The organism is Mucilaginibacter ginsenosidivorax (genome assembly GCF_007971525.1).
Classification (GTDB): Bacteria; Bacteroidota; Bacteroidia; order Sphingobacteriales; family Sphingobacteriaceae; genus Mucilaginibacter; species Mucilaginibacter ginsenosidivorax.
This window is the reverse complement of sequence record NZ_CP042437.1, coordinates 5,334,592-5,360,244: the sequence shown is the minus strand read 5'-3', so window position 1 is coordinate 5,360,244 and position 25,653 is coordinate 5,334,592. Positions and strand designations below refer to the sequence as shown.

Sequence of the window (25,653 nt, the reverse complement as noted above, 5' to 3'; positions counted from 1 at the left end):
ATATAAATTAATGGAAAGCGCTACCTATCGTGCTGACCTGCCCTATCCCATTTTTTTGAAGGTTACCTTACCAATGGTATTTGGCTTTCCCTTAACGGGTGCAGATATTTCACCAGCAATCTTTCCCTTTTTAAGTTCTACCTTAATCTTTCTGAAGGACCAGGCTCCTTTTTCATATTCAAATGTTTCGCCATCATCATCATATAATAAATAGTACCCGGGTTTGTTACCGTAATACCTGATTTCCAGATCCACTTTTTCATTTGCTTTTGGGGCGTGGAGCGTAGCTGGCATCATAGGTATGATCCCCCCGTCCTTGACATATACCGGAATCTTGTCTAAACCAGGCATAACGCTGATCACTTCGCCGTTACCCGCATATTTCCCTGTGTAAAAGTCATACCAGTTACCTTTTGGCAAAATGACTTTCCGGCTGGTTTCGCCGTTAAACATGGGTGCAACCAGGAGATACTGGCCGGCCATATACTGGTCTTTGACTTCCTGCGTAATGACCCGGCCATAGGGGTAGTCTTTCAGATTGACGTCATTGGTATTTTTGATCAGGTCATGGTTCCCAAAACCATCTTCCAGTACCATCGACCGGAATGGCGGTATGCCTTTAAAATGATATTTAGCAAATTCACTATACCAATAAGGCATCATTTGCATACGTAAAGCAGCCATTTGCTTAACCTGCGCGGCTACTTCAGGAAATGTCCAGGGCTTGGTTCCGCTTTCCCAGGCGTTGATCATCGCCATAGGCGAAAATATATTTGACTGAAACCTCCGCAGCCATTCTTCAGCAGTTTTAGAGTCCCTTACTTCAGGTGTCCATAAAACGCCGGCAAAGCCGCTGTTTATTAAAGCAGTTATAAAATCGCGGTGGTTGTAATAATCGTTATAAATAACGAAGGGAAAAGATGAACCGCCGCCATTAGAGGCTCGCACCAAACCAAAAGTGCGCCGGTTAAGTTGATGGTATTGCCCGGTAACATAGCGCTGCATCATCAGGCCGTAGGTCTGTCTCATTTGCTCCGCGCTGTGCCCAGACGGAAAGGTGGCAACATCCGGCCACAGGTATTCGTCGCCGCCGTCAACTTCATCTATTTTAAACCCGCTTACACCAATGTCTATTTTATTTTTCGACAGCTCGCCAAAAAAAACCTGCCTTGCTTCCGGTATCGTGATATCCGCGACGGCGCCAACCCACACGGAATGCGACCCTGTATATCCCGCGATGATTTTAGCAATCGGCGACTCCGGCGAGATATAAGGATTGGTCCATAAATTAAGCCTGACATTCTTCTTCAGCATAGCCCCTACAAAACCCCTGGGGTCAGGAAACCGGGATTTATCCCATTCAAAGGTACATGGATACGATTTACTTTGCCAACCCGGCTCTAAGCCGATAAAATCAAGCGGATATCCCTTCTCTTCAAAGGCATCTGCTTCTTTCAGTACGTCGGCCGCTGTAGATAAGCGCTGTACGCGCTGGGTGAAACCCAAGCCCCAGCGCGGCGGCAAACAACCGCCGCCGCTCAGCAGGTTATATCGGCGTACAGCATCGAGCATGGTAGGACCGCCCAAAACATACACCTCAACACCTTGTGCGGGTACAAGAATATCAACGCCGTCAGAATAAGGGCGCGCCGACCAGTTATCATCGGTATTCCGGTCCTGGGCGATGGGAGGATTTTTACTGTCAGTCCTGACAGCAGTGCCAGCATAAACCTGGATATACCTCGCGCTGTTGATAAAAACGCCGTATCCGTTTGATGAAATATAGAACGGCGTAGGCGAATGCGTGCGCCCGTTATCTTTTCCCTCATAATTATCTACATGCAATGTTAAAATTCTACCGCGTTGTTGCACGGTTTTAAAATTCAAACCCAAACCATATAATTGTTCATTTTGGGACAAAGGAAAATGCAGGTACGTTTTACCGTCTGTCACTTTTGCCGTTATATCTGATTCGCCTAAGGGGAATTTTGCCTGACCCATATCTGACAGCCCCTGGTGCACCGCAACCGCCCCGGACGCTTTTAACAGGTCGAAATTTTCGGGTTTACCAATGATACCTTTCCAGATACCTGGCTCTACTTCAAGCCATTTGATATTTTGCGAATAAACCAGTGACGTGGATGTCAGAAGCAACAGTCCGGTCAATAAGTACCTTAAAAAATTCATAAATAACAATATATCTGATGTTTATATCCTATACGCTAAGCAGCGGTTAAGCGCTATAGCGTATTTTTATATGCAGCTTTTTAATAAAAATAAGGAGCAAAAATTGTTTTACTGCCGATAGCTGATACTACCCGACCATTTCCCGCCACTTAAAGGGGTAACAAATTGATCTCTCGCTTTTTTAAGCTCTCTTTTTTTATTGTTTAACTGCAGATCGGCTACCTGATGTTCTCCGTTGAATTTAAGCGTGGCACTTACCCCTTTGGGCACATCTACAGTAAACTTCATTCCTTTTAAAGTTTTAGTCCATGATACGACTACTTTACCAAATTCGGTAATTACCGTTCCGCTGGCATAGCTCAAGTCACCCAATCGGGGATCGATTACTAGCTTTTTGGCCCATACCGGGCCATCCAGTCTTATCCCTAATACATAAGCGCTAAAAAAGTAAGCCGGAAAAATGCCATACACATGTACTTTACTTCCCTCTTCAAAATAATGTTCCCAGGATGTTTGCCAGTCATAATCCAGCATTGGTTTCCACCGTTCACGGATCATATCCAATATCTTTTCATCTGTTTTGTTATTATTTTCGGCATACATCTGTTTAAAACTGTAATAATAGGTCATGAAACAATATGGCTTGTCCAACCTGGTTTTCAAAAACTTTTTTACACTATCTAAGCGGGCGGCAGGTACCACTTCCTGATCAAGGGCAAAGATCGCGGCCTCAAATGTTGGCTCGGCGCGGCCGTCTTCCATATTAATATTCATATGCTGCGCTGCAAATAATTTTTTAGCGGCAGCCTCATCATCCATATAACCACTGTAATAAGTTCCCAGTTTTTTGTCCCAAAGGTGTTGATTAATAGCCGTACGAAGTTTTCGGGCAGCATCGTCAAAAACTATGGCTTGTTTGTTTTGTCTTATTATTTTTCCCAGGTACGCGGCATCAGCAAGCGCTTTATATAAAAAAGCATTTAAACCAGTACCTTCACAAACCTGGTAACGTAAGGGGTTGGTAGATACCTCCCATTCCCTGGCTTTCACCAAACCTCTTCCTGTACGGCGGGCCAGGAACCAATTTAGTTGTTTGGTTATCGGCAGCCACATTTCTTCAATGAAGGCCTTGTCGCCGCTGCTTTCGTAATATCTTCTAACGCCTTCAACCCAATCACAGGTCCGGTCTTCCATATAACCGTGAATATCCCACCTGTCTGAACAGGTATGCGCTTTGACCCGTCCGTCCGGCTGCTGACTTAAAGCGGTACGGCGTAGCATTTGCTTCAATAAACGTGTATCTGCATACATAGGCTTCCCGTTAAGATCAGGGCCTTGCATAACGGTGCGGGTAACATCGAACGCAGGCGGATCGCAGTCCATCCATTCTACCCTTTCACGGTCGGCACAATCGTCATAGGCGTCTTCACTCAGGATTTGTAAGGAGCGTGTAAGCCTGTCCCACAAACTATTGAGCAGTTTATCGCTGCTTGCAAAACTCCCGGTACGTTTAAAAGGATACCCTCTCTCGATTGCGCTTAACCGGTTTAACCTCATACTACCACGTGCTGCATAAATGGTGAAATGCTTGGTTCCGTAGGTATCAAAGGTGGTATAGTTTTGTAAACCGTTGCGTGTGGTATAGGAGTTATTGAGTTCACCATCTTTATCAAACAAACGCAAAACGGCTCCTGCTTCCGCATCAAGGTCCAAACTCAGGTAAGCCTGGCAATAATCCGGGAGGCTCACTTTAAGCGTATCGCCTTTTTTGATGGTGAACGGTAGCTGCATGTCAGCCGCTTTACCATTGATGATCAAATTGCTGATGACCGTTTCCCGTTGAAAAGGAAGTTCCTGCTTGCGAAGGGATGAGAAATTAACTAAGTTTTTAACTTTAACCGCATTGCTCCACGATTGATCCTTAAAATCGGGGTAGATATAACCGGCAGGCATTTTACGGGCATCGATATTTTCACGGATAGACGACCAGGCAAAGGGGCGATCCGTATAGGACAGTTCTGGCGATACTTTCCAGCTATCGTCCGTTTTTATTTGTGTGTTCCTGGTGCCTTTTAGTTCTACAACGGCGGTAAAGCCGGCCTCGTGGGCCATAATCTGCCCGGTATGGTCAAAACGGTGTACCACCACCACAAGCGTGTTATTGCCTTTTTTAAGATAGGGTGATATATTGATGCTGGCATACTCCGGCCCTTTATTTTCGAAACGTACAGGGCCGCGCATCAAATATTTACCATTGATAAAAACCGAGAAACGATTATAGGCAAAGAGATTGAGCGTAGCCCGGTTGCTGATGTCTGTCACAACAAAGTTTTTTCTGAAAACCATGTGCAGATCGCCCCTTTTACTGGTGTCCTGAACGCTCCAGATATAATTTTTATCCAATATTTTTGACACCCTGTCCTGGGCATTTGCAATAAATGAAAAATTAAGCAGTATTAAAACAATGCCCAGGCGTACATTTTTATGATTCGGTTTGAACATGACTTGTTAAGCTTTTATTACAATTTCACCGCCCCGGACCTTAACCGGTATTTATTTTTTAAATGTGATGCTGAAAGCTGCGGCATTACCCGCGGGGAAGCTGCCTGGGTTCGTTATGGTCAAAGCCTTGTTGCTTTGTTTCCAGCTCAGCCTTCCTTTGCTGCCCACAAGCTCTACACTGGCAACCGCCCCGTTTCCTGCAGCTGCACCCAGCGACTTGATCGTAACGACTTCATTCACTGCTGGTAATGCAAGCGTTATCGCATAAAGTGTATTTCCTTTTACAGTAAAGCGAATATCTTTTGAAGTGAACGGAATCTTTTGATCTCCGAACTGGCCGCTGGCTGATACAGTGGGCCCCTCTCCATATACTTTCCATGGGCGGGTGCCATAAATAGCTTCACCATTCACGCTGAGCCATTGGCCGGTACCTAACAATACCTGCGTTTCCTCATCGGTTATCGTGCCATCGGCACGCGGACCGATATTTAAAAGCAGGTTGCCATTTTTACTGACGATATCTACCAGGTTGGCGATGACATATTGCGCCGTTTTAAAAGTGTTGCCTTCCGCATATCCCCAGGATTGATTACCAATGGCGTCGTCAGTTTGCCAGGCCAGCTCATGGATTCCGGCCAGTTTACCTCTTTCCATATCAAAAACCGCGGTACCTTCCGGGAAAGCCGTTTCGTTTTTATAGTTCAGTACAACTCCCTTGTCCCATTCCAGCCCTTTATTATAGTAGTACGAAGCAAACGATTTCCGATAAGGCTCCAGTTCAGGCTGTTCTATCCACCAGTCGAACCAGAAAAGCTGTGGCTTATATTTATCCGCCAGCTCTATGTTACGCATCAGCCAGTCGTTCATAAATTCCGGGCTCATGATAGGCCTTACATTATCCGCCTTTTTACTGAACGGGTCGTAAACTTTAGCCGGACCATAAAAATCGGCATAGGCCGGGTCCTTTACATCTGAATCAAATTTAGTTCCTTCCCCCATAAACCACCAATGTTCTATGCGGTGCGATGAAAGCCCGAAAATAAGACCACTTTTCCGAACCGCAGCGGCGAGTTCCCCGATAATATCACGTTTGGGGCCCATTTCGGCAGCATTCCATTTTGATAGCGAGGTTTTATACATAGCAAAACCATCGTGATGTTCGGCCACAGGTACTACATACCTCGCCCCCGCCTTTTTAAATAAGGCCACCCAGGCATCCGCGTCAAACTTCTCAGCCTTGAACATAGGGATGAAGTCTTTATATCCAAACTTGTTCTCCGGACCATAGGTTGCCACCTGGTGTTGATATTCGTCGCTTCCCTGGTTGTACATATGCCTGGGATACCACTCGTATTTGTAGGCAGGCACCGCATATACACCCCAGTGAATAAAGATGCCGAATTTTGCATCCCGGAACCATTCAGGTATCTGGTATTTTTTTAAAGATTGCCAGTCCGCCTGGAAACGTTCCTGTGCATCTAATTTACTTGCGCAAAGAATCAGCGCGCTTCCAAAAATCAACTTTCGAAAAAGGGCTTTGAACATACTAATATTAGGTATATAAATTATCAAATGATACTAACTAAAAAGCTTTATTATGCTTCACAACCCTTTCCTGAACAATGTTCAGGAAAGGGTTGAATTACTATTCATATTTAAGTGAGGTAATGATTTTTTGACGGTCAACCCGTAAAACCTGGACGGAGATGATCGATGCAGCAAGGACGGGCAATATCAGGGCAGGAATAATAAAATACCAGACATTAACAGCTATATGATAAACATAGTAACTATTTATCCAATTTGAAAAACCCCATACCGATATTGGGGTACCGATAAGCAGGGCTATTCCTATTGGTATAGAGAATTTATACATAACAAGCATCATGATATGTTTCAAATCGGCGCCGATTACTTTGCGAATACCTAATTCCTTTACCCTTTGATTAAGATCAACGATCACCAGCCCCAATAAGCCGATCAGGGAAATAACGATAGAAATCAGGGAGAAAAAGCCAAAGATTCTGGCAAAATCCAGGTCGGGCTGGAGGTCTTGCTTCATCGCGTCGTCCAAAAACACATATTCAAAAGGATTGCCTGGAAATATCCGCCCGTAAATCTTATTCAATTCGGCAATATGATCTTTTAAATTAAATTCATTTTCATAAAGTTTAATACCAAAATAAGATGCCGCCTGCTGGAAATTAAACATTGTAGCCACCGGTTTAACTTTTACCGACCTGTAGTTAAAGTCACTTACTACACCGATGATTGTCCGTCCATTGTTTACCATGGTGCCGATAACTTCCGCGGTTGTATTGAAACCCAGTTTCTTCACTGCACTTTCGTTTAAAATAAGGGAGTTTCTCTCCAACCCCATATCTTTTGAAAACAATCTTCCTGCAAGCAGCTTTATTTTAAAAAAATTAAAATAATTATCATCAACACCTACCCGGAAATAAGCCTTATCATCACTTGCGCCCAATTGAGGCCTGAACATACTGCCAAAATTTTCTATTTCTTTTTCGGGCATATCCGTGGCAATAGTGATGTTCTTAACCCATTTTAAGGCTTTGAGCTGTTGCTTAAAGTTGTAGGTAAGGTTTTCCGCTTTATCACCGGTGTTTAGTATTTTTGGAAATTTCACGGATAATACAGCTGTATGATCAAGTCCTTTATCCTTTTTCAATAAAAAAGCACTTTGGTCATAAACGATCAGGGCTCCGGTAATCAGAATGAATGATATAATGAACTGAAACGCGATTAATGATTTCCGCAAAAGCAAACTCTTGGTAGTAACAACCAGCTTTCCCTTTAAAACATCTATCGGGTTAAACCTGGCTATGACAACTGCAATAATAAAACCTGTAATAAGTACGCCGCTTATTGTTATACCGGCGATGATCATCCAGAACTTAATATCAGCATAAATTTCTGTTGAGAAAAACTCAAACCGGCTTGATAATATGAAGCTGGCCAGCAGCAGCAAAATGGCGGCAATACAGAGACTGATTATATTTACTATGACAACTTCCGAAAAAAACTTTAGCAGTACTGACCTGTTAGAGCAACCGAGGGTTTTACGTATGCCGACTTCTTTTGCCCGTTCTACGGCCTGTGATGAAATCAGGTTAATATAATTTACCCAGGTTATCAATAAAATAAATGCAGCAAACCCAATCAGGATATTGATGGCCTGGCCGTTTCCCGGCTTCTCCGTTTCCCATTCCAGATTGGAGTACAAATGAATATCCGTTAACTTTTGTAAAGCGAAAATATCACGCTGTTTAGCCCCCCTTAATTTGTCGCCATAATTTTTTTCAACCATAACCGGCAGCATTTTCTCAACAAGGGCCGGATCCGCCCCCGGCTTAAGCTGTATGTATGTGTAAAATAAATCGTAACCATACCAGTGATTGGTAATATCGATCCATTTCTTTAACTGATTTACATGGGTTGGCAACGAAAAAAGAAAATTAAATTTGAGATGCGTATTAGTTGGCAGATTTTTCAAAACACCCGCTATGCTATATGTTGTATTGCCATTGACTTTAATTGTTTTTCCGATAGCATCCTGGTTACCGAAATATTTTTGGGCGATGCTTTGTGTGATAAATACGGTATTGGGCTTGTCAAGGTCAAGCGGGTTTCCTTTGATCAGCGGGTAGGAAAATACAGACAGAAATGAAGATGGCGCATAATATGCTTTTTCTTCATTAAAATAAAATGGCTGTACGCCTGCTTCGGCCGATGATATGGTAATGTTATAGTTTCTTGCTATGGTTGTGCTGTTGACAACCCCGGCACAATTTGCCTTTAAATAAGGCCCGGTGGGAAAGAACGAGTTAACAGTGTTGTACTGCATGGTGCCCTGATCATAACGGCTGTATGATACCCGAAATATTTCATCAACATGCTGATGAAATTTATCAAAACTTTTCTCATACCATGCGTAGGAAACGATCAGGAAAAAAACGATATGCCCTAATATAATGCCAAGCATACTGATCAGGCTTAATCCTTTATGGCGTTTTTGAAGGCGAAATGTACTTTTTAAACTACTTATATTTAAGAGCATACGCTATATTTTTAAATCCATTGCAGATATATCTTTAATGTTTACCTGAAACAAACGACTAATTATTTACGGTAAAAGAATATTTACCAGCGCCCACCTCTAATACGGCCTTGCCGTTTTCAAATTTTATAAAGCTGATATTATTGTTGTTTTTTACATTTTTGCCAGACTCGGTAATAACGCTGCCTGCTTTGGCAGGCAAATAAATTGTTGACCGGGTATTGGCAGGTATAATTACGTTCATCACAAATGACTGGTCAGTTTTTGTCCATTCATTAGCTATTGTGCCATAGGGCGATAAAAACTTCACTTTCGCCTTTTTCACATCGCCTATGGGTTCGGGCCTGAAGATGATATGTTTAAAAGCAGTTGATCCTGTATCAGCAGCTACACCACCCAAACCGCTGTAAAACCATTCCATTAAATGGCCCAGCATAAAGTGGTTGTTGGATGATATCCTGTTACCCTGCCATGATTCGGTAAGCGAGGTTGCCCCTTGCGCTATCTGGTAACCATATCCGGGCACATCTGAACGGTTATTCATATCAAAGATCACATCAGAGCGGCCAGCCTCATCCAACACTCTCAGCAGGTACCTGTAGCCTATATCTCCTGCGGTAATGCCGTTGTTATGGCTCCGGATATCCTTAATAAGGTTGGCCAGCACTTTTGGCTTGTCAGCCTCATCAGCCAGGCCCATAAATATGGATATCGCGTTGGCAGTTTGGCTGCCTGAACCATACTGGTAAGTTTGCTTATGATAAAAAGTATCGTTATAAGCCTTTTTAACTTCGGCGCTTAAAGCTTCATATTTTTTTGCATCATCATCTTTATCTATGATCCTGGCAATTTTTGAGATCAAAGTAAGATCGTAATAATAAATTGCCGTACTTGTAATCCCACCAGGCGTCAGCTGTGACGGCCCAAGATCCCTCGGACCGATATCATACCAATCACCCAAACCAAAATACAGGATGTGATTTTTTGATTTCTTTTCAAGATAGGCTACGTAACGGGTCATCATATCATAGCTTTCTTTCAGCACTTCTTCGTCGCCATACCACTGGTAGACATACCATGGCATAATTACGCCGTTGCTGCCCCATTCTGGCGAATCACGAAAGCCGCCGCCAAACTGCACATATTCAGGCGCTATATCAGGAATTAAGCCATCGTTTGTTTGTGAATGGATCATATCCCGGATTACTTTTCGACACAAGGTTGCAATATCATAATTATAGCGAATGGAACTACCAACCAAATGCGCCTCTTCCAGCCAGCCGAGTTTTTCGCGGTGCGGGCAATCAGTAAAAACACTTACGGTGTTGCTCCTGATGGCCCAATCTATCAGTTTGAATGTTTTATTAAACAGTTCATTGGAACAATTGAAGGTGCCGATGGTAGCTGCCGCGTTTCTGGTGTGTAAGCTTTTGATACCGGTAATAATAGGTAAGCCTGTTGTGTTCTTCTCTTTATCGGGCACTGCGCCTTCCACCTGGATATACCTGAACCCGTAATACATAAATTGCGGATGCCATGCTTCTTCACCTTTACCTCTAAGTGTATAGTTAAAATAAACCGGGGCTCCCACAGCAGTCTGCAGTGCCATACCCTTATCGTCCAATAGTTCGGCGGGCGTTATTTTTACCACCGCACCGCGTTTGCCTGTCACCTTTATAAATGGAATAGCAGACGCGTTTTGGCCCATATCATAAACCCATACCCCGGGTTTAGGCTGCGTAAGTTTTTTTACGCCAAATTCATCAAGTATTTTTAGTGGTTCTTCCTGTTGCGACTCCAGCAATGGCGGCCCGTCAACAATAACCGCCTGTTTAAATTCACGATCGTTAAAACCGGGCATATCCCAGCCTTGCTGCGCCAGCCTGGCATCATAATCTTCACCGCCATAAATACTGGAGAAAGTAACCGGACCAGGAGCAGTTTTCCAATTGCCATCACTGATGATATTGCCAATTGTACCATCGGTATATTCAATGACGGTACGGCAAATCATTTTGGGATAACCGTATGCACTTTTAAGTTTATGATACCTGTCGCCGGGCACGTAATAAAAGCCGTTGCCAAGCATTACACCAAATACGTTATTGCCTGTTTTCAATTGGCTGGTGATGTCAAAAGTCACATATAAAGCATGTTTGGAATATTGTGTCCAGCCGGGATCTAAAAAGTGATCTCCTATTTTTTTTCCATTTAAGCTTAATTCAAATTGCCCCAGCCCGGTTATAAAAACAGTAGCTTTTTTAACCTGCTTGATTATTTTAAATTCTTTTCGCACCAGGGGCAGAATATCATTGCCTTTATTCCACCTGCTGTCCCCGGGATTATCTATGGCGGGTACAATAAGAAGCGAATCGGGCATTTTATTGTAACCTATCCATTGAGCACCATTCCAGTCATCAGCATTTAATAAACCCATTTGCCATTTCGCTGGTTTGCTCCAGCCAGATACGCGGCTATGATTGTCCCAAACCATGACCTTCCAATAATACGTTTTTACAGCTAAGAGTTTTTTTCCTGCAAAACCTACCTGGATCGACTGATCAGAGCGCACTTTGCCGGAGTCCCAGATGTTACCGGTATTCTTTTGCAGCTGTAACGAATCATCAGCAACAAGCACCCGGTAAGCTGTTTGCAAACAACCGCGTTGCTTTGATGATAACATCCAGCCCAAACGTGGCTTTTGATTTTCTAAACCGACCGGATAATCTTTGTATTCACATTTTAAGGAATATACCCCGACTTGCGCGTCGGCTTTAAAAGAAACGAAAACTAACAAACAGAAGGCAAAGGCTTTGTAACAGAAATTAAGCATCATTGTTAAGTTAACTTATAATTTATTATTGCATGATTCGTACGGGTCCCATTAAACCGGAAGCGAGTAAGGGAGAATTTTTATCAAAATAATTCCAGGTAGTAAAACAGAACCTCCCTTTTGATGGTCTTGGTTTGTTATTTAGGAACCAGTCGGGAAATTCTTTTAAAAAACGGCCCTCTCTGTGCCCTGGCAGCCACTCGCAATCTGCGGGTTCCTGTTCATCGCCTATTAACCGGTTGGCCCATACATTAGTAACTTCAATTACCAGTTTATTTCCGCTCTTTTTAAGCAAACCGGCGGGAATCTTCACGTTCCATGGTGCAGTCCAGGCTACGCCAAGATCTTTGTCATTAATTAAAACATGTGCGATGTTTTTTACATTACCCAAATCAATCCAGGTATCCGAAGCCAGGGCAGCTGAACCGGCAGGAAGGTCAAAGTTTTTTTTATAAACGGCGGTACCGCTGTAATATTTGATACCGGGATTTTGCTGCAAAGTCCAATCCTGCAGAGAGGTAAACATTACGGGCGCTACCGGACCTCCCCATTTCTCATCAAATTTAACCTGCCAGTTTCCTGTAATTGTTAAAGCCTCTTTTCGGGCAGGGAAATTATCTTCAGTTAAAGGAGTTGAATTTGTAACCTTTTTGCGGAATACAATAAAAAAACTTTGCGCCTTATCAAAATCAAGTGTGATTGCAGTGTTCACGCCTTCTGTCGTAAACTGTGGCAAATCTCGCATAGTTCCGGTCACCGGGTCCCATAATTCTGGCTGCATGCCTGTCACATTAAAACTGCAAACCGCGGTACCCGCATTGCGCGATACGTTAGCTACAAAATATACATCTGTATGAAGACGTTTGCGGTGGATGTGCCTCACCGTTATTTTACCGGTAACATCTTTTGCTATAAAATCGTTCGCGGAAGGCGCTGCGATTCCACCCCATTGCAATAAAGCCTGGCACCGGGTCCAATACTCAACCATGGCTTTACCTGGCTCCCACCAGGTTTGGGTACGGTCGAAATGGGTACCCCATTCTCCCATGGTTAATCCCGGTTTATATTTATCGTCCCAGGGTTGTTGCACAAAACGGTGTATCACCATGCGGTTTACCCCATCGCAAAAAGCAGCATCGCCCATGGGTTTTAACCATTCCGGGGTTTCGTCCCATTTAGCATCCCTCGGGTCACTGGTAAAGGCCTCTGCTTCGATTATATTCTGTCCCGATCGCCTTAAAGCAGCTACGGTGGGAACCAGTTCATAAGGCGAATAGTTGCCGCCAAACGTCCAGAACTCGGTCATAACGGTGCCTACATAGGGCATGACTTCATCCTGTCGCCATGGGCCGCCATATGGCTCACATAAAAAAGTCAGGTTGGCCTCACGTAATTTTTTGGCCACAGTAGCGAAATAAACATCGCGGTACAGGTCTTTTACTGTAACATCAAAATCCTTTGCGAATAAAACAGAGTCGCGCCCGTCTGCTCCGATTACCCGTCCGGCGAAAGTCGGCAGGTATGGTGTAAGATCATACCCCCTTCTTGCAGCAAACTCTTCTTTCATTTTTGGGGTCCACGTGGGATAGCCGGCTTCATAGCTATCAAAATGAACGCTTTTAAATCCGGTACCTACCAGATCACCCAGATGTTTTTGAATTTCACCCACCACATGATCCATGTGAAAGTTTACGGCTTCCCTACTCATTTTGTCGCATTCAAGACCAGTAGCCTGCCATTGCGCAGGCTGGATCAAGGTCCCCGTAGTAGTATGACCAAACCTGTAAATGATCCACTTTCCCGGAGGCACATCCCAGTTGAGCTGGCCGTCAGGTTGCATTTTAGCGCTGAGGTCTATCACCTTATTTAATGGCACTACACCGTTGGCCGGAATAGCCAGCACAGCGATGTCTTTATAATAAGTTTGTCTTGAGGCTATTTCCGGAATTTCCACCAACCCGGTGTTGGGATTATAAACAGGGTATGGTGTATGGCCGCGCAGTTTTACTTTAGGCCGTTTTAAAACCAGGTCTATGTGCCTGTCTCCCGAAAGTGTATCTGTAGACCAGCAAATCTCCTGCATTGACATTTCCGGCGAAATCCACGGCCCGCCGCTCGATTCATATCCCGGCCCGTTAAACATCCCGAAATCCATTCCGAGCCTTTTTGATTCTTCAGCGGCATGACGTACCAGCTTCCACCATGGCTCTGTCCAGGAAATAAGCTCCGGAGTCGGGCCTTTATTAATATTACCGGCCCAGGGCGTAGTAACATCAGCAAGGCTAAACATAGTAGTACTGGTAAAGCCTTCCTTCTTCAGCGCCTCCAAATCTTTGGTAATGCCTTTTTTACTCAGGTTCGCTCCCATCCACATCCATAACACACCTGGACCGGCACTTTGCGGAGGATGATTAAATACCTCTGCCGGATCTGAAGGTACCAAAGCCTGGGCCACCGGTTGAGCAGGCCGCTTTTGCGCGCTGACGCTAAAACAAATAAGATTAATTAACAGCAGGTGTAAAACCGGTTTAAATGCGGCAGATGGAGTCGTTTTGTAAAATAGTCTCATTATATATGATTAGTAGCCTGATATGCGTTTTGCAATTGTAATTTAAAAAAGAGCATGGCCCTAAGGCCATACTCTAACCATTATTAACCAAATAAACCCATATCAATATCCCGGATTTTGCGTAAGCTGATGATTGATATCGATCTCTGATTGAGGTATGGGGAAAATGAAGCGGCTTGCTGTGATATTGGTGTAAGCACTGGCAGGCAGGTAAGGTTCCTGCTGTTTAATTTTAACCCCAAACGCGGTCATGACGCTGATAGCCTGTCCTGTCCGAACAAGATCCAGCCAGCGGTGATTTTCAAAAGCCAGTTCAACCCTGCGTTCTTTGGCAACCGCCGCGCGCAGATCTACCTGGCTTGCTGCCGTTGTCGGCAGTAAGCCGGCCCGTGCCCTAACCTGATTAAGGTAAGGAATAGCCTCCCCCGGTTTACCTTCTTCGTTTAAACATTCCGCCAGCAGCAGTAGAACATCTGCATAGCGGTAAACTATCCAGTCATCACCGCAATTATTAAAGGTTGCATAAGGCCCGTGAGTGTACTTTTTGCAATAGGTATCATTTACGGTATTACCATCGCCATCCACGTAGCTAAAGGCTATTGAAGCGGCCTTACGCGTATCTCCTGTTTCGTAGGCGGCAATTAAATCCGGGGTAGGTTTGTTCCAGCCCCCGGTCGTCTTATTATCTCCTGACACGCCTAAAATGTTTTTTACGTTTGAAATATTTGGCGCAAACTGAAATGCAAAATTATTTTGCTGTCCTTGCGGTCCGGCTAAGTATTGTATTTCAAAAATGGATTCGACGGTATTGCGGTTGGCAAAAATATTGGCATAATCAGGCACGAGGCTGTAGCCTAAAGTGGTGACGTCTTTCAACGCGGCCTCAGCTTCGGGGTACCTCTTTAAGGTCATGTAAACGTAGCCAAGCAATGTTTTAGCCGAGCCTTTGGTAACCATGCCGATGGTAGTTTGCTTGGCCGGCAATAAGCCTGCAGCGCTGGTAGCATCTGCTATAATCTGTTTATACACATCTGCTGCCGAAGAGCGTGGTAAAGAAGCTTCCGCTACAGAGTTAACTTCTTTCAAGTGCAGGGGTACACCTCCAAAATACTGTACCAGCTCAAAGTAATAAAAGGACCGCAAAAATTGCGCCTGCCCTTTTAGATTTGCTTTTACAGCGGGATCAATGGTTGATTGATCAATGCGGTCTAAAATAGCGTTGGTACGGGCTATGCCCACATAGCAATTCGCATATTTGTTCAAACCGTTCATATTGATTGCGATATCCAAAAAGCCTGAAATGTTCCATTTATCGCTAAACTGGCCACCCTGCAAACCCGGGCTGGCAAAATAAGTGGCGTTGTCCGAACGCATTTCGCCCATCACATATGCGTCGCCGTATATACTACGCAGAGGTGCATATGATCCAACCACGGCCTGGGTATAGTCGTTGGCGGTTTTAAAGAAAGTTGCTTCAGTTACAACTGTTTTAGGCACTAGTTCAATAAAACTCTTTTTGCAGGCGGATAAGCTTAATGCCAATACCGCCGTTAATAATATCCTGACTTTCATAACTATATGATTATATCTTTTATTTTAAATTAACATTTACACCAAAGCTAAAGGTGCGCGGCACCGGGTAAGAAGTATTATCAATACCGATATTCAAAGGGCTGCTGCCCTCAACTCCGCTAACTTCCGGGTTGGCACCTTTGTATTTGGTAAACACAAACAGTTGCTGTGCGCCGGTGTAAACCCTTATGCTCTTGATATAATTATTGTTTTTGTTAAGCGGAATCGTATAACCCAAGGTGACATTCTTAACGGTAAGATAACTGCCGTCGGTTACCCAGCGGGAATTGGTATACCTGGCCAGGGCAGTACCTACAACAATTCTCGGATGCACGCCGTCCCCGGGATCTGTAGGCGATTTCCAGCGCCTGGCAACATCTTTGGTTACATTGAATACACCATCCAGGTTCTGGGTATACTCTAACGTGCGGTTTTGCAGGTCGCCTCCGTAAGCGCCTGATACAGTAACGCCAAAATCAAAGTTTTTGAAATACAGGTTATTGGTCATACCGTAGGTGAAATCCGGATTCGGATTACCAATAAAGGTTTGATCTTTCAGATCAATCACACCGTCTCCGTTGATATCCGCATACTTAACTGTTCCGACGGCTGACGGCGAGTCGCTACCCAGGTATTTCGCTGAATTATCAAAATCCTGCTGATTTTTATAAACACCGATAAATTTATAGCCATAGAACATGCCTAAGGGCTGTCCTATCATCTCGATATTGGATCCGTTGGTATTTCTTGGCAAAGAGGTGCCGTACGGGCCCAGATTCAGGATCTTGCTGCGTACAAAACTGATATTAAAATTTGTTGACCATTTGAGCGCACCAACAAGGTTTTGGCTGTTAATGGAAAACTCATGGCCCTGAAACCGCAGCTTGGCAACATTATCAGATATACTGGAGAAACCTGATTCGCGGGGCACATTAATCTGGTACAGCAGCGAAGAGGTGATTTTGCGAAAATAATCGTAACTCACCGCTATACGCCCGTTAAGGATGCTGAAATCGGCGCCAATATCCAGTTGCCTGGATTTTTCCCAGCTTAAATTATTATTCCCGATATTCGAAATAGAGGTGCCGGGAGTTAAAACTCCGTTAAAAGTATAATTACTGGTTTGGGTATTAGGTATAAAACCATAATTCTGGATATTAAAATTACCGTTAACGCCGTAACCCGCCCTCAGCTTAAGATCTGATACAGCTGTGATCTTTTTCATGAAGGGTTCTTCTGAAGCGTTCCAGCCCACTGATACCGCCGGAAAATTACCATATTTGGTATTAGGAGCAAACCTGGACGACCCGTCTCTTCTGAACGATGCAGAAACCAGGTATTTATTTTTGTAATTGTAATTTAAACGTGAAACGAAGGAAGCCAGCGACCATTCCTGGATATCGTATTGCGGATTATTAAACTGTGTCGCAGCCGCTAAGGACGATATGTTATCATTTGGAAAACCATAACCCGATTCCCTGTTAAAATCCGAATGATATTTCTGAGCGGTATAACCTACCAGTGCATCAAAATTATGATCACCGAATGAATGTTTATAAGTTAGCGTGTTTTCTGCAAGCCATGAATAATAAATACTGCTGTATGTACCGGCGTTGGCTACAATTGGTGGCGGGGCAAATAAACCTCCCGTTGTAGACGGATTCCATTGTTGGTTTTGTTCATTCACATAGTCAATATTCAAAGATGTCTTGAAATTCAGATCTTTTATAATTTCAAAATTAGCATAGGCATTGGACAACAAACGCCCCTTTTGGGTGTTATTTGTAGCCTCGGTTGCTACTCTATACCAATTGGGGTTACCAAAAAGACCGGGAGACTGAGAAGTTAAAGGCAAGGACCCATCCGGGTTTTTATAAGGTGAAATCGGCGAGCTGGTTATTGCGTTTTGAATAATACCGCCACCAAAAATATTGCCATCGCTGTTACCATTCGCCAGTTTCTCATATGTCGGCGCTACGTTTAAACCCACGGTAATTCTACTGTTGAACTTATACTCTGAATTAACACGCAGGGAATACCGTTTGTAGTTTGACGCGATAAGCACACCATCCTGGTTCAGAAAACCAAGCGTAGCGGTTGTGGTTGATTTTTCAGTCCCGCTGCTTAAAGACAGGTTATAGCTTTGAATCGGCGCATTACGCAATAGAACATTGTACCAATCTGTCCCCTTACCAGCGTACTGCGACGGGTTTTGATATTCAACAGGGATACTCGTAGCCTGGCCCAAAAGGATTTTTTGCGCAAACACATCCTGTTCGTATTGCGCGAACTCCTGAGCGTTCATCATATCCGGGCGCCCTTTTTGCGGAACACTTTGGACACCATAAAAAGCGTTAAAAGTTAATGAATTTTGTCCCGCTTTAGCGTGCTTGGTGGTAATAATAACTACACCATTCGCGGCTCTCGAACCATACAAAGCTGTCGAAGAGGCATCCTTCAGTATGGTAAAGGTTTCTATCTCATCCGGGTTAATGTTATTGATATCACTGACCAAAGGCACACCATCGACCACATATAACGGCTGGGAACCGGTTCCGAAGGATGCCGCACCACGGATTCTGATCTGTATGCCCTGCCCCGGTATCCCGGTAGTTTGGTTAACCTGCACGCCCGGTGTTTTTCCCTGGATGCTCTGCGTGAACTGGGTTACCGGCTGATCCTTTACATCAGTAGCTTTGATAGTTGTTACGGCACCGGTTATATCGCCTTTTCTCTGCGTTCCGTACGCTACAACCACAACTTCGTTCAAAGCCTTGGAATCGTTGCTCAGTTGTATTTTCAAGATGCTGCTGTTGTTTACAGGAACCTCCTTAACCGCGTAGCCAATGTACCTTACTGTTAAAACAGCGTTACCGCTGCTCACTTTAATTTTGAATCTGCCGTTAACATCGGTAGCAGCGCCTTTACTGGTCCCTCTTTCGGTTACTGTAACCCCGACAAGGGCTTCACCATTCTCAGCAACAACCTGACCGGATACTTCAAATAAAGAAGCATTGTTAACGTTCTGTGCCAATGATATGCTATTGACGCTGAAAACCAAAATAACAACTGACAGTAAAACAAAGACACTACGCAATACTTCCCCCGGTGATGGGGATAATTTTGTAAAAATTTTCATAATTTTGAATTAGGTTAATTAATCATTTAACTGAATGATTGTATTATCTTTTCGACCAGGCAATAACAATCATTTGAATAAGCAGGAGTCAACTGATTCCTGCTTATTGTTTTTCTATTTTTCCTTCCCCATATTTTTAATTAAGCACAACATAACTGAGCGATCAGTAATTAATTTGAATACTAAACGAAAGCGGTAAAAATTTTATAATCGGTTTAAAACAAGTTACAGCATTTGGAAAGCATGTAACCTTTATGTTACCAAATTTAGACTAGTATCCTAATAAAAGAATATCCAAAATGATATTTCAATAGCATAAAATGATACAACAGAAGTTTTTTTTAATGCTCCAGGAACAAATCAAACAATTGATCTACAGCATTTTATTAAATCGCCCCCGAAAACACCTCGGGAAGCCGGCCAAATCACGCAGCCTATTCCGGTATACCAGATATTAGCAAACTTGTATCACATCGATACTGAGCAGCTTGCCCAGTTTATTCAATTTAGTTCCGATATGACCTATACCTACAGCACAATGGTGTGCCGGGCCATAGCTATTCCAGTCGTTTACAAACTTGCGGGCTCCTAACGGAAATTTATACCGGCTATTGGTATTTCCGATTTCCAGAATAGCTCCGGCAACCGATTCACCTTCTGCTACCAGCAACATGAGCCTTCCTCCGGCCTGTTCTACCACAGACAGCAATGTAACAGGGCCATTCTTTACTGACATTTCAACAGAAAGGCCCTTACCTACTTTGCCATGATATACCTGCAGCGGCCTCACCTTTGTTTTTCCTTCGGCGATTGCTATATGTCCCGGCCCGTCGTGTCCCATCAATACAACATCTGCGTCAAAATCCATTGCGTAATATTCCGTAAAAGAGCCGCCTGCGCCAAAACTGTCCAGGATTTTCATTGCCTGTGCATTTTTGATCTCATATTCACCGGCCACAGGTATCCCCCTGGCGGTCAGAAGCGAATTACCCAAAATAATAGAACTTATCGTATCTTCATTATCGAAATTACCGGTGCCTTTATAGTAATAGGCCATAGAACCCAACTGATGGATCTCCACCATTTTATCGAGGGCGACGGAAGTTCGGGCCGCGCGCAGGAGTTCTTCGTCTGTGCAAGCGTCCGTAACCTCAAACTCCTCCTTAAATAACGTCACGCGCTGTTCTATTTCGTCTGCTGTAACGCCTTTCCTCAGGTCCGCTAACTCATCAACTTCCAGCAATTCAATATGTCCACCAAAGGTGGCGTATTGCTGCGTGAGGTCCGAATAGATGTCAAGCATGCCGCTGTAGTAATGCCCCATGCAGCCAAGCCGGTTATATGCCATAATATTGGCCACCTTCGCCGCTTCTACCCAATCCCTTATTTCGTCCCAGCAAGCGGCATCATTATGCAGCATGCCTGTAACCTGGTGAAATTTGACCCCCGTACGCGAAAAGACATTCGCTATCTCCGGCACCGGGCAGGCCGAACAATAGGCCAGCCATTCCCCTGTCATCCTGGTGCGGTCTGTCATCCTATTAAAGGCGGTATAGTCGATTGCGCCCTGCGGCGAAAGATTCAAAATAATGACCGGTACTTTGGCCCGTTGTACCACAGGAAGCACAGTTGAGGAGAGTGCATATGTGGTCACATACAGGAAGATAATATCGACATCCTCTTTTCGAAAAGTACTGCCCGCAGAAAACGCCTTCCCCGGCGTGTCGATCAGTCCGAGATTGATAATCCCGGGATGAATAGCTGCCAGCTTTGTCTCGACAATAGCCAGGTAGCCTTCCAATCGCTCTTTTAAGCCGTCAAACTGTTCCCAGTAAGCGTCCAGGCCTATTCCAAACAATCCTATTTTTAATGTGCTGTGCTGCATGTAGTATGTATATATATTGTTTATTTAAGTTATTAACCGGTCTGATTGCCTATGTTTAAAGATCAGCGCAGATAAAATGATAATTCCCCGATTTCAGCCGGCAGACCATTTTCTTTTTATCAGCTTCGATAATTTTGATATTTGCATTATCTGAAATTTTCCCGCCTGTTTCCTCAATATTTTTCGAATCCCCTGCAGGCAGATAAACAGTTCCAACCGTATTTGGCGGAACAACTATATCAAGCATGATCTTGCTGCCGGTTCTTTTCCATTCACAGGTTATTTCCCCGCTCAGCGATTGATACGAACCTTTAACCCAGTTCAAGGCTTTCAATATCGTAGGTTTGATGACAAAGGCTTTAAAACCAGGGCCGGCAGGATCGGGGCTGATCCCGACCAAATCATTGAAAAACCATTCGTTGATCTGTCCGGACATGAAATGATTCTGAGAACCAAAGTTCCCTACCCCCGCGTCCCACTTTTCTGTTAAGCTCGTCGCCCCCATTTTTAGCTGATAACCATACCCGGGCCGTTCCGACTGATTGTTCATGTCATAAACAACATCCGACCGGCCGCCATCAGCCAAAGCACGCAGCAGAAAGCGGTAACCCACTTCCCCTGTTGTAAAGCTGTTTTGATTGTTATGGATATCATCTACAAGTGCGTTTAACAATTGCGGCCTGCTGCCCGCACCGGCGAGGTCGAAAAACAAGGGCATTGCACTGCAGGTTTGGGAACCGGTTGCATAAATTCCCTTTTCTTTGTTGTAAAAAGTTTTGTTAAAGGCTTCTTTGATCTCGGTGTATGCCTGCTTAAAATGTATCGCATCCTCCTTTTCGCCCAGTGTTTGCGCGATACGGTACATGATCCAGTTGTCGTAATAATAGATCGCGGTGCCCGTAAACGAAACAGGTGTCAGCTGTGACCCCCAGGGTTCTTTCGGACCGATGTCGTACCAGTCGCCAAGGCCGGTATGGATGATATTGTCTTTTGCTTCGTTTGCCAGAAAGCCTACATAACGCTTCATTCGGCTGTAATAACGCGACAACAGCGAAATATCCCCAGAAAACAGGTATTGCTGCCAGGGAACAATGATGAAGGAGCTGCCCCATTCGGGCGAGTTGCGCATCCCATTTTTTAAATCCGGAGAACCGGCTATAAAATATTCAGGAGCTATATTGGGTATTAGCCCATTATCAAGCTGGGCATCGGCCATGTCGTTCATTGTTTTCCTAAAAAGCAGGGACATATCGAAGTTATACCGCAGTGAAGGCCCGTTCAAATGGTTCTCTTCCAGCCAGCCCATTTTTTCACGGTGCGGGCAGTCGGTCATAAAACTCATCATATTACTGCGCTGAGCCCAGCGCACCAAACCATAGATCTGGTTAAATAACGTATTTGAGCATTCGAAACGACCAACGGGTTTTGAGGTGGAATGAACAATGACATCCGCCAGTTGCTTTATCTGCGGCAGTTTACCATCCGGCGATGGGTACAGCTCTACCTGCAGGTACCTGGCGCCCTGATAAAAGAATTTAGGGAACCAGTGTTCATCTCCTTTACCTGACAATGTGTACTGCCACCATGCAGGCCTTACCCCGTCCTGCGTAGCTGAGCTCCGGTCCGCAAGGCCATTTTCACCCAATAATTCTGATGGGATGATCCTGACGGATGATCCTTTGGCGCCGCTGACCTGCAACAAAGGCATCATGGATGCATTTTGCCCAAAATCATATATCAGGAGCGTTTTGCTAACCGGATTTATTTTAACCGGCATCAAGGTATCGATAGCGGCAACAGGGGGGGCCGCGCATGATAAGCCTTTTAGTATTCCTCCCGGACCGGCTGTTTCCAATGCGGCCTGCCATGTGTCCTTTATTTTAAAACCAGGCTTGTCCCAGCCTTCGGATTGAAGGTTTGCGTTATAATCTTCGCCCCCGTAAAGATTTGAATAAGTAATCGGCCCCGGAGCTGCCTTCCAGGTTTTGTCTGTGCCGATCATTTCCACGCTTTTGTCCGCATATTCCAACCGTAACTGGGCGATAGCTTTTGCCGGGCCAAACGTATTCAGGAACTTTACATACCGAAGGGTATCCGGCTGTATGTTGTACATGCCGTTCCCCAGCATGATGCCCAATACATTATTTCCTCGCTTCAACATGCCGGTAATATCATAAGTATCATAGAGCACGGTTTTTTTATAATCTGTCCAGCCCGGGCTAAACAGGTAATTTCCTGTTTTCTTTCCGTTGATCGTAAGTTCGTATGCAGAGAGGCCGCTGACAAATATAACAGCCCTCACCAGCTCTTTTTTCACCTTAACATCTTTCCTGAACAGCACGGAAGAATAGTTTGGAAAGGTTTTGTAATCCTGAACCCTGTCTGTCAGGTTCGTTTTATGAAATCCGTTGGTTTCGTCACTATCTGATGCATAAACCGGCTTGCCGGCCGCGATGTTTTTTCCGGATGATATGACTTCGATCTGCCTTAGCGCGAAAGCATAAGCAGAACCGGTATTCGCGAGTTTAGTTACGGAAATCCGGACATAACGTGCCGAAATCTTTCCTTTATAAACATGCGCCGGTGCATAACGGTCGGCCCTGAAATCATCAACGGTATAGTTTGCCACCGTTGTGGAATTTCGGAATGACGCATCATTCGAAACCTGTACCCGAAATCTGCGGGGAAAAGCGTATCCGCCCCTATCGGCATAAAATAAAGGATACAATAAAATCTCAGAAAAAGGCCGGGGACTTCCGAGATCGACCTGCACCCATTTTGTTTCGTTTTCGCTCACAGCATCAGCTGATTTATAGCCTACCGGACTGAGCGCATATTTTTCTGCGCCTTTAACACTTATCCATCCTGCTCTCCAGTCGGCCGGGCTTAGCATCCCCATTGTCCATGAAGCGGTTTTACTCCATGCTGATACACTGCCATTTTGGTCCCATACCCTTACTTTCCAGAAATATTGCCGCCCGGAGACCAATGCCTTACCTGCATAGCTGATAAACGCCATCCTGTCGGTTTTCACCTGCCGGGAGTCCCAGAGGATGCTGCCTGTTTTAAACTGAGCGTTACCGGAAACCAATATTTGATAAGCCGTTTGAACGACACCTCGTTCCGCGGCATCGGCAACCTGAAGCGTATAACTTAAACCGGGGTTGGCCACATCAATCCCTAAAGGATTTTTACGCAGCTCACATGCTAAATTAACCGGCAGGATACCGTCTTTCGCCGCCGCTACAAAAAAAACAATGGTCGCAAAAAAAGTCACAATTATTTTTTTGGCTGTTAAATGCATGATTCTGGGTATGAAAATAAAATTTAAAGATAGTTTTAAATCAAAGAAGCAAGACGGCATCCCGGGTCGTCTTTGCTCTTTGATAATTTAGAAATAAGGATTAAGTGCAGCTTCAGAATTAGGTATTGGAAACAATAAACTGATCGTGGTAAAAGCAGCCGGGGCAACGGTAATCCCTGCCGGGAAGTAATACGCCTGCGGGTTTGCTTTGATCCGCGCCCCGTAAGCGGTAATTACCTGTACAGCCTGCCCGGTACGAACCAGATCCAGCCACCTTTTATTTTCAAAGGCCAGCTCAAATCTCCGTTCATTGATGATTGCCTGGCGAAGATCGGCAGTTGTCCCCGCTATTGTACCAGTTAAGCCTGCCCTTACCCTAACCTGATTTAAGAATTTTACCGCCTCACTGGTTTTTCCCTGCTCGTTTAAGACTTCGGCCAAAAACAACAGCACTTCAGCGTACCGGTATACCGGCCAGTTATCATTAGTGATACCTGTTTGCGCGTGGGGATGGTTATATTTTTTCACATAAGGATAAACTACGCCACCTGCGCTGACCGCGCCGATCGATGCCGGTTTTCTTTTATCTCCGGCTTCATACGCTGCGATAATGTCCGGTGACGGTATATTATAGCCTTCGATTGTCAGTGAATTTTCCGGGGTAACCCCTGTAACGGCACTAATTTCAGCCCCGCTAATAGGCTGGGGCAAAAACTGGTAAATAAAGTTGCTCGCATATCCGTCGGTACCTTGCTGGTATTGAATTTCAAATACCGACTCCGCATTATTTTTATTGGAGGGATCGAAAACAGCAGCATAATCAGCGATCAGGCTGTACTGGCCGGAATTTACAACCGACGAGAAAGCAGTTTCCGCTTCCGGCCACTTTTTCAATACCGTGTAAACATTTCCCAACAGCGTTTGAGCCGAGCCTGACGTAACCCGCCCTTTTTCCTGGATCGCTTTGTTTGGCAGTAATGATGCCGCCAGTTTAGCATCGCTGATAATTTGATTGTAAACAGAATCAACACTGCTCAAGGGTAAGGCCGTTTCCTGTAAGGTCCCTACCGGTTTTAAGTGCAGGGGCACCTTTCCAAAATATTGAACCAGGTCAAAATAAGCAAATGCGCGTAAAAAGTAGGCCTGTCCTTTGATGTTATTTTTTACTGCGGCGTCAAAATTAACGCCGTCTATCGGCGCCAGCAATTGGTTAACCCTTGCAATGATCTGGTAATCATTCACATATTTAGCGGCAACTATACCATTATTGGCATCATTGGTAAAATCGGCTATATATTCAGCCTGAATTGTGCCCCGGTCATTCGGGTTAAACTTATACCGGGAGTTATCGGCCCTCAGTTCACCCATCGCCCACGCATTATTATATAAAGTCCGCAACGGGGCATATGCGCCATTTACAGCCTGTTGAAAATCAGCCTGCGATTTAAAATATATAGGCGTGCTTAAGGCCGTTTGCGATGGTAATTCTAAAACGCTTTTCTTGCAGGAAAATAGCACTGCAGCCATTATCCCGGCTAAAACAATTTTGTATTTCATGATATCATGTATTAAACTGACTGTGAT

11 protein-coding genes are annotated in these 25,653 nt (G+C 44.5%); all 11 read right to left on the bottom strand.

The window, feature by feature from the left end; translation table 11 throughout:
- Positions 1-42 precede the first annotated feature (42 nt).
- The 11 genes from FSB76_RS22395 to FSB76_RS22345 all read right to left on the bottom strand — a co-directional run bounded on the left by FSB76_RS22395 (position 43) and on the right by FSB76_RS22345 (position 25,626).
- Positions 43-2,187, bottom strand: coding sequence for a glycoside hydrolase family 31 protein (locus tag FSB76_RS22395; RefSeq protein ID WP_147057321.1), 2,145 nt, complete (start codon positions 2,185-2,187; stop codon positions 43-45).
- A 108-nt stretch (positions 2,188-2,295) separates the two neighbouring features.
- Positions 2,296-4,689, bottom strand: coding sequence for an alpha-L-rhamnosidase-related protein (locus FSB76_RS22390; protein WP_147057319.1), 2,394 nt, complete (start codon positions 4,687-4,689; stop codon positions 2,296-2,298).
- Positions 4,690-4,740: 51 nt separating this feature from the next.
- A complete protein-coding gene (locus FSB76_RS22385; protein WP_147057317.1) occupies positions 4,741-6,234 on the bottom strand; it encodes an alpha-L-fucosidase in 1,494 nt (497 codons plus the stop codon).
- 100 nt (positions 6,235-6,334) lie between these two features.
- Positions 6,335-8,767, bottom strand: a complete 2,433-nt coding sequence (locus tag FSB76_RS22380) for an ABC transporter permease (protein WP_147057315.1) — start codon at positions 8,765-8,767, stop codon at positions 6,335-6,337.
- A gap of 58 nt (positions 8,768-8,825) precedes the next feature.
- Positions 8,826-11,600, bottom strand: a complete 2,775-nt coding sequence (locus tag FSB76_RS22375; protein WP_147061059.1) for an alpha-L-rhamnosidase — start codon at positions 11,598-11,600, stop codon at positions 8,826-8,828.
- A gap of 25 nt (positions 11,601-11,625) precedes the next feature.
- Positions 11,626-14,169: a glycosyl hydrolase gene (locus tag FSB76_RS22370; RefSeq protein ID WP_147057313.1), complete on the bottom strand. Its 2,544-nt coding sequence runs from the start codon at positions 14,167-14,169 to the stop codon at positions 11,626-11,628.
- A 102-nt stretch (positions 14,170-14,271) separates the two neighbouring features.
- A complete protein-coding gene (locus tag FSB76_RS22365; protein ID WP_147057311.1) occupies positions 14,272-15,741 on the bottom strand; it encodes a RagB/SusD family nutrient uptake outer membrane protein in 1,470 nt (489 codons plus the stop codon).
- A gap of 19 nt (positions 15,742-15,760) precedes the next feature.
- Positions 15,761-18,880, bottom strand: coding sequence for a SusC/RagA family TonB-linked outer membrane protein (locus tag FSB76_RS22360; RefSeq protein ID WP_147057309.1), 3,120 nt, complete (start codon positions 18,878-18,880; stop codon positions 15,761-15,763).
- 454 nt (positions 18,881-19,334) lie between these two features.
- The gene (locus FSB76_RS22355) at positions 19,335-20,765 is read right to left on the bottom strand and encodes an arabinose isomerase (RefSeq protein WP_147057307.1); all 1,431 of its coding nucleotides are present in this window, start codon (positions 20,763-20,765) and stop codon (positions 19,335-19,337) included.
- 55 nt (positions 20,766-20,820) lie between these two features.
- On the bottom strand, positions 20,821-24,042 hold the full coding sequence (locus tag FSB76_RS22350; RefSeq protein WP_158642954.1) for a family 78 glycoside hydrolase catalytic domain: 3,222 nt from the start codon (positions 24,040-24,042) through the stop codon (positions 20,821-20,823).
- 114 nt (positions 24,043-24,156) lie between these two features.
- The gene (locus tag FSB76_RS22345) at positions 24,157-25,626 is read right to left on the bottom strand and encodes a RagB/SusD family nutrient uptake outer membrane protein (protein ID WP_225976276.1); all 1,470 of its coding nucleotides are present in this window, start codon (positions 25,624-25,626) and stop codon (positions 24,157-24,159) included.
- Positions 25,627-25,653: the final 27 nt, after the last annotated feature.